Source organism: Streptomyces sp. NBRC 110611 (assembly GCF_001590865.1).
Classification (GTDB): Bacteria; Actinomycetota; Actinomycetes; order Streptomycetales; family Streptomycetaceae; genus Streptomyces.
Map to the genome: position 1 here is coordinate 2,031 of NZ_BBUY01000046.1, position 7,010 is coordinate 9,040.

2 protein-coding genes and 6 pseudogenes are annotated in these 7,010 nt (G+C 64.5%); 4 read left to right on the top strand and 4 right to left on the bottom strand.

The genetic code is table 11. The features are described 5' to 3' along the window. Nucleotides 1-400: 400 nt before the first annotated feature. A pseudogene (locus AZE13_RS32880) lies at nt 401-1,514 on the bottom strand (IS701 family transposase); the annotation flags it as partial. Between the two features lie 213 nt (nt 1,515-1,727). Here AZE13_RS32880 and AZE13_RS35090 point away from each other — a divergent pair. The 4 genes and pseudogenes from AZE13_RS35090 to AZE13_RS32895 all read left to right on the top strand — a co-directional run. Beyond that, a pseudogene (locus AZE13_RS35090) lies at nt 1,728-1,895 on the top strand (IS701 family transposase); the annotation flags it as partial. A gap of 600 nt (nt 1,896-2,495) precedes the next feature. Continuing rightward, on the top strand, nt 2,496-3,938 hold the full coding sequence (gene ltrA / locus AZE13_RS32885) for a group II intron reverse transcriptase/maturase (RefSeq protein ID WP_066940379.1): 1,443 nt from the start codon (nt 2,496-2,498) through the stop codon (nt 3,936-3,938). Between the two features lie 111 nt (nt 3,939-4,049). After that, nucleotides 4,050-4,238 (top strand): annotated as a pseudogene (locus AZE13_RS39465) (transposase); the annotation flags it as partial. Between the two features lie 13 nt (nt 4,239-4,251). Continuing rightward, nucleotides 4,252-4,541 (top strand): annotated as a pseudogene (locus tag AZE13_RS32895) (transposase); the annotation flags it as partial. A gap of 8 nt (nt 4,542-4,549) precedes the next feature. On the opposite strand, the gene AZE13_RS32900 reads toward AZE13_RS32895, so the two are convergent. The 3 genes and pseudogenes from AZE13_RS32900 to AZE13_RS32905 form a co-directional block, all read right to left on the bottom strand. Further along, nucleotides 4,550-6,310 (bottom strand): M4 family metallopeptidase, encoded by a 1,761-nt coding sequence (locus tag AZE13_RS32900; protein ID WP_066940386.1) that lies wholly within the window; start codon nt 6,308-6,310, stop codon nt 4,550-4,552. 280 nt (nt 6,311-6,590) lie between these two features. Further along, nucleotides 6,591-6,728: pseudogene (locus tag AZE13_RS39470) on the bottom strand (IS3 family transposase); the annotation flags it as partial. Between the two features lie 37 nt (nt 6,729-6,765). Then, nucleotides 6,766-7,010: pseudogene (locus tag AZE13_RS32905) on the bottom strand (transposase); the annotation flags it as partial.

Here is a 7,010-nt window from a genome sequence, read left to right on the forward strand (position 1 = left end):
AAGGCACGCTGCAGCACCAACCGCATCAGCAGGTGCGTCGCCGCCGTACACACCCCCCTCACCTGCGAAAACGGAGGATGAAAGAGGTTCAGTTAGTGCTCCAGCAGCGTTTCGCTATCTGGTCTGGTCGAAGGCGTTGTCGGGAGTGTAGTGGTCTGATCATGGGTCAGGAGCTGTCTGGCTGGACCGCCCCTCCAACGTGTGGAGTCGTCGCTGGTAGTGGCAGTGGCGAGAGACGGCCTGGTGTCTGCGGCGCCAGTGCGACCAGTTCAGAGCGTGTGCGCGAAGCGACCGGAAGGCGCGGTGGTTCGGGCCGAGGCGAAGCGCCAGGAGCTGGCGGACTTCCGCCACGGTGAGCGGAGCCAGGGCGCTGAAGCGTTTCTGCACCCCCCTTTGCCGCCGCGTCGGCTGCCATGACCGCGAGGTAGGCGTGGGCCAGCATGGCCAGGATGATGTGCCGATACCAGCCCGGGTAGCGGCGGACCTCGTACTGGTCCAGGCCGCACTCGTTCTTCGCAGCCTGGAAGCACTCCTCGATCTGCCAGCGCATTCCGGCGATCCGCACCAGGTCGGCCACCGTGGTCTCCCGCGGTGCGTAGGCAAGGAAGTAGGCGATCTCCTCAGGCTTGCTGATGCTGCGGCGGGCCAGCGCCCAGCGTCGGCGCACGGGTGTCTCACCTTGGTAGTCGAACTCGGCCACCGTGGGCAGCTCCAGTGCGGCCCAGTGGTAGTTCCTTGGTCCCTTGGCGCCGTTACCGCACGAGATCGTCTCCCATGCCTCGTCGGGGGGCCTGGGCAAAGAGGTGGTCGATGCGCGGGCCGAAGACCTGCTGGGACTTGGGCACCGCGAGCACGTAGCCGAGGCCGGACTGCTCCAGCAGGCGGCGGAAGCGTCCCTCCTGCCCGTAAACGGCGTCCGCGGTCACCCACGCGAGAGGGAGATCAGAGGCCAGAGCACGCAGCACCAGGCGCTTGGCCAGCTCACCCTTCGTGGCGAAGCCTCGTTCGTCGGGGACTTTCGCCGTCCGGCAGCGCTCGCGGTCGTCCGTCCAGGACTTGGGCAGGTAGAGCTCCCGGTCGACCAGTGCGCGGCCGCGGGTGGTGGCGTAGGCGGCGAAGACGCCGATCTGGCAATTCTCGGTGCGGCCGGCGGTGCCGGAGTACTGCCGCTGCACCCCGGCGGAGGTGATGCCTTTCTTGACGATGCCGGTGTCGTCGATGACGAGCACACCGCCGTCTTCGCCGAGGCGCTCGGCGACGTACGCCTGGAGGTCGTCGCGAACATCGTCGGCGTCCCAGTTCGCCCTGTTCAGCAGCCGCTGGAAACCGTCGGGGGTTCGGTACCCGGCGAACTCAGCCAGCTGCCAGCCGTTTTTGCGGCCGACGGGGGCGAGCAAGCCCCGCACGTAGTCCCGCATCCGACGCCGCAGGTCCGCACGGCCGAAACGGTGGCCGATGCGCAAGAAGAGGGCGTCGAGTTCCCTTTCCCAGTTCACGTCCGCGTGCTCGTCGATCACCTTGAGAAGCTGTCCGCACCAGAGTCGGCCAGCCAAATCCGACCCACACGTTAGAGGGGCGGTCCAGCCAGACAGCCCCTGGACCCATGATCAGACCACTACACTCCCGACAACGCCTTCGACCAGACCAGATAGCGAAACGCTGCTGGAGTATTAGTACTGCAACGGTGCTTGCCGTGATGGTTGGGCAGACCGGTCGTTGGTCTGGTCATGGGTGGGGACCTTGCTGATGTCAGGGTGTGGGTCGGTGAACTGGACGCTGTGCACGAGTGGTTCGTGCATCGGTTTTCCAGATCGGAGCCGCGGGAGTCGGCGCTCGCCGATATGCGGGGACCGCTCGCTCCACTGGAGCGGAAGAACGGCTGGGTGCGCCACGAGGCGCCATGTGACCGAGTGGAGGTGTGAGACCTCTGCCACCGGGCCGTCGCAGCGGCCGGGTAGAAGCTGAGGGCAGTCCAAACCGGGGAACGCCGGTGAGGACGGAAAGCAGCCCTGACAACGCCGGGACGGCGCGGAACTGCCAGACGCGTCGGGTTCGGCAAGCAAGGCCAGAAGGCGTACGAAGAGGAATCCGTGTAAAGCCCCGTAAGTCTTGTCACCGGGCTCCAATCTGGCGGATATGGGCCCAGGGTGCAGTGCGTGACTGCTCGCTTCGGCAGGGGCGGTCAACTCCGAAGCCGGTCTCCAACTGCCGGTGGGGAGGCCTCGCTGAAGGTCTGCGGCGTAGGCGTGGTGATGCTGCCGGGGTAGTAGCGGGACGCCGACCTGGCCGATCGGCACATGGTGAACGCGGGAACCGCCTGCGGTCGCCCTTCTCCTCCGGACAGCCGGTCCGGCGAGGAGGGCAGGCCCGTTGCCGGCTGAGGGCCGCAGGTGGGGCGGAGGCCTCGTAGTAGTCCGAGCGGAGGAAAGCTCCGTGCATGGCGAAGGGGGCCAGCAAGTCGGCAGGGAGGATGCTGCAATGCCGGGAGGCCGCTGGTGAATACCGACGCGCTGGAGTTCGCGCTGCTCAAGGCCGAGCGCCGGGTACTGGAGATGCAGACCAAACTGCACTGTTGGGCGACCGACGATCGTGATCGCCGGTTCGATGACCTGTTCAATCTCGTTGCCGACCCCGTGTTCCTGCTGGTCGCGTGGGATCGGGTGAGGAGGAACAGGGGCGCTCGCTCGGCCGGAGTGGACGGGCAGACTGCCCGTTCAGTGGAGGACGGGCAAGGCGTCGAGGCCTTCCTCGACGAGGTTCGGTCCGATTTGAAGGACCGTAGCTTCCGCCCGCTTCCTGTGCGGGAACGGATGATCCCTAAGCCGGGGACGGCCAAGCGCCGTCGGCTGGGGATCCCCACCGTGCGGGACCGGGTGGTCCAGGCGTCCTTGAAGCTGGTACTGGAGCCGATCTTCGAGGCGGATTTCCTCCCGTGTTCCTACGGGTTCCGCCCGAAGCGCCGGGCTCATGACGCGCTCGCCGAGGCACACCACTTCGCCAAGAACTCCTATGAGTGGATGGTGGAGGGGGACATCGAGGCGTGCTTCGATTCGATCGACCACACGGCCCTGATGGGCCGAGTGCGTCGTCGAATCGGAGACCGGCGCGTCCTTGACCTGGTGAAGGCGTTCTTGAAATCGGGCATCCTCAGCGAGGGCGGCCAGTCCAAGAACACCGATACCGGCACTCCGCAGGGTGGCATCCTCTCGCCGCTGCTGGCCAACATTGCCCTGTCCGTCCTCGATGAGTTCATCGCGGCCGGTCCGGGCGGGCCGAACTCCACGCAAGGCCAGCGTGCCCGGCGACGTCGCCAGAACCTCCCCAACTACCGTCTCTTCCGGTACGCGGACGACTTTCTGATCGCCGTGACCGGGACTCGCGAGCAGGCCGAGGATATGCGCACCCAGGTGGCGGAAGTACTCGTCCCGATGGGACTGCGTCTGTCGGTGGAGAAGACGGCCATCACCCATATCGACGAGGGGCTGGACTTCCTTGGGTGGCGTCTCCAGCGTCACCGCAAACGAGGGACCCAGAAACACTACGTCTACCCCTCCAAGAAGGCCCTCCAGGCCGTCAAGGAGAAAGTCAAGACGCTGTGCCGACAGGACACGAACCTGCCGCTGGCAGTCTTGCTGCACCAGCTCAACCCGGTGCTGCGGGGCTGGACCGCGTACTTCCGGCACGGGGTGTCGTCCGCGACCTTCCAATACCTGTCGGCCTTCACCTGGCGCCAGGTCTTCGGATGGCTGCGGCGAAAGCACCGCCGGTCCAACTGGAAGAGTCTACGTCGTCGCTACTGCGCGGGCCGATGGTGGCCCGCAGACGACGAGGTCGTCTTGTTCAGGTGCGCGAAGGTGCGAACCAGCCGCTATTTGTATCGCGGGAACAAGATCCCCTCCCCCTGGTCCAGCGGGACCACGATGGCCGTGGTCGTCTGAGAGGGCTTGTGGAGAGCCGGATGCCTGGAGAGCGGGCACGTCCGGTTCGGGAGGCGGCTCGGGGAAACCCACTGGTGGAAACACCAGCAGGGCGCCCCGAGCCGACCTCACACACTGGCCGAACTGGCCGGTCACGCCGCTCTCGACCGTTTCCACCGGATGCTGAACCGGATCGAGTGGGAAGCCGACGAGGTCCTCGATGATGTGCGCGACTACGTCATGGACAACCTCGGCGACCCCGAGGCCGTTCTCATCGTGGACGACACCGGCTTCCTGAAGAAGGAAACCCGTTCGGCAGGCGCCCATCCACTCCCGCCGCGGACCACGACGCCGACGCCCGGCCAAGCTCCACACAGACAAGGGCTATGACTACGGCCACCTGCGGCGATGGCTCCGCGAACGAAGGATCCGGCACCGCATCGCCCGTAAGGCATCGAGACGTCGCAGCGTCTTGGGCGCCACCGCTGGGTCGTCGAACGGACCGTGTCCTGGCTCGCCGGATGCCGGCGCCTGCATCGGCGCTACGAACGCAAGGCCGAGCATTTCCTCGCCTTCGTCGGCATAGCCGCAGCCCTCATCGGCTACCGCCGACTCACCAAATGAAACGACGTCTAAGCGTGCGGTTTGTTGGCAGCAGTCACATTTACTGCCGCCCAGGCCTTGTTGACCATCTTGTACTCTCTACTCCCGATGCCATACATGTCCTTTGCTGCGCGCAAAGTCGCGATCCGGCCATCATGGAAGTCGGTTGTGGATACCATGTACCGGGTGAGGGCACGGTAAAAGATCGCCGTCGCCTTGTTCCGGCCGATGCCGGTCAGCTTGGAGCCGTCGTAGGTTGGGGAGTCGTAGGTGACATTGCCGATCCGCTTCCTCCCACTGCCCTCGGCAAGCAGGTAGTAGGCATGCGAAGAGACACCAGAGCCAGCGTGCACCTCGGCTTTATAGGACTCCTTCGACCAGTAATCGATGGCGCCTTCGAGCCTATTGAGGGACGGTTTGTCTAAGCGGCGCAGAAACTTCTGCCGCAGGCCGAGCTTTTCACCCAAAAGATAGTTTGGCGGAGTCTTCGGATTATTGGTGGCGAACTCAACCGCGCTGCCGAAGATGTCCGCTAGCGACTCGTTGAGCGAGCCGGGTTCTCCGAACTGGTTACCCTCGTCGTCGACGCGCGTGGGCTGGAGGTCAGCGGTCTCCCCAATGATGCCATGGGCCAGCTCATGCCCAGTAACATCCAGGACGACCAACGGCTTGGGGAAGGTCTTGCCATCACCGTCGCCGTAGAGCATGCAGTCACATTCCGGTGACCAAAAGGCATTACCGACCTTATTGCCAAAGTGCACTAGGGCGCGCGCTCCACCACCGGCGTTCTTGACGCCCTTGCGGCCGAACGCCCTTTTGTAGAATTCCAGGGAGCGGGAAATCCCGTACTGGGAATCCACGGCGGCAGTGGCCCGATCGCCTACGGCGCCGTTACCCCAACGATTGGTAGTGTTGGTGAACGCTTTGCCACCATTGAACCTCTCCAGCTTCCTCCCGCCGGCATCCCGCGTCTCGATGTTCCCGAAGGTGGCATCCTTGAGGGTGAAGGATCTCTTCGCGGTCTGGGTGGTGGATAACGGCACATTGCCAACGAACAAGGACGAGCCAGTGCCCTTGGCTGCGCTAGGGAAGCTAGCGACGACCGACGGTCTATCAGCGGTCGGCGGAGCGAAGACGGCCGATCCGGTCACAGGAGTAAGTCGTTCATTGCGCTCGCGCAGCTTGTCCTGAACGATGGGTGACAGGAACGAATCATTGACCGGGGTGTTGTTGAGCACCTCGCCCGAAGCCGCGTCGAGCACCACCGTACGCGCGCCACCAGCCTCGGTGGTACGGCTGTCGGTGACCCGTACCTGAAAGGCCAGCCTCGTACGGTCGCCGCAGGCATGCACAACCAGTTCGGCTGGGTCGGCGTGCCCCTCGGCCACGGCGGCGGCCCTGGCCCGGGCCTGATGGGCCGACAACTTCGGTTTCGTGGCTGGCACGTCGATCTGGCGGCGGAAGGCGCGCGTCACGCCGTCATACGCAGATTTGGCGGTAAGGTGGACGACAAGGTCACCCCCGAGCACCCGGAGCCCCCGGTGGGTGCGGGAGAAACGGACGTGCCGCCTTCCTTCCGGGTCGACCATCGTATCAATGGCCTTGAGAGTGTCCTGCGTGCCGAGCCCTACGGCGGAGGCATGAACGAACGCCGCAACGCGGGCCGCGTCGGCGATTTCGGAGGGATGGGAAGAGATAGAGGGAGTAGCGACTGCCCCGACGGTGAGGTGAGCTCCCGTGGTAATGGCGGCGAAGGCCAGACGGTGGCTTCGTATGTAGAACGTGCACATTGCCGAAGGTCCTTAAAGGATATCTGGTTCACGAATTTTTTGACTGAGCGTTTTTCATCCTCTCTTTTCGCAGGTCAGGATTGTACGGATCGTTGTGATGATCCGTGTGTTGCGGTTGGTTGCGCAGCCTGCTCGGCGATGGATATGCCAGGTTTTCAACTGCGTGAAGGGGCGTTCGTCGGGGTGGTCGCAGATGTGTGTGGTTGTGTTTGAACTGTTGGTGGTGGTCGGGCCGTTGCTTGACCGCACCGGGTTCGTTGGAGGCTGTCATGTGTGGGTTTCAGATGGTTTGAGAGAACTGGTGTGAACGGTAGTACATCGCCTCGTGTTCGACGGGCGGACGATTGCCGATCGCGCTGTGGATCCGCTGCCGTTTGTACCAGTCGACCCAGGTCAGCGTGGCGATCTCGACATCGTCGAGGGCCCTCCAGAGGCCGCCGGGTTTAGACGTCGTTTCATTTGGTGAGTCGGCGGTAGCCGATGAGGGCTGCGGCTATGCCGACGAAGGCGAGGAAATGCTCGGCCTTGCGTTCGTAGCGCCGATGCAGGCGCCGGCATCCGGCGAGCCAGGACACGGTCCGTTCGACGACCCAGCGGTGGCGCCCAAGACGCTGCGACGTCTCGATGCCTTACGGGCGATGCGGTGCCGGATCCTTCGTTCGCGGAGCCATCGCCGCAGGTGGCCGTAGTCATAGCCCTT

Coding starts and splice junctions, on each gene's coding strand:
- AZE13_RS32900 (WP_066940386.1), bottom strand. CDS start 6,310: ATGTGCACGTTCTACATACGAAGCCACCGTCTGGCCTTCGCCGCCATT.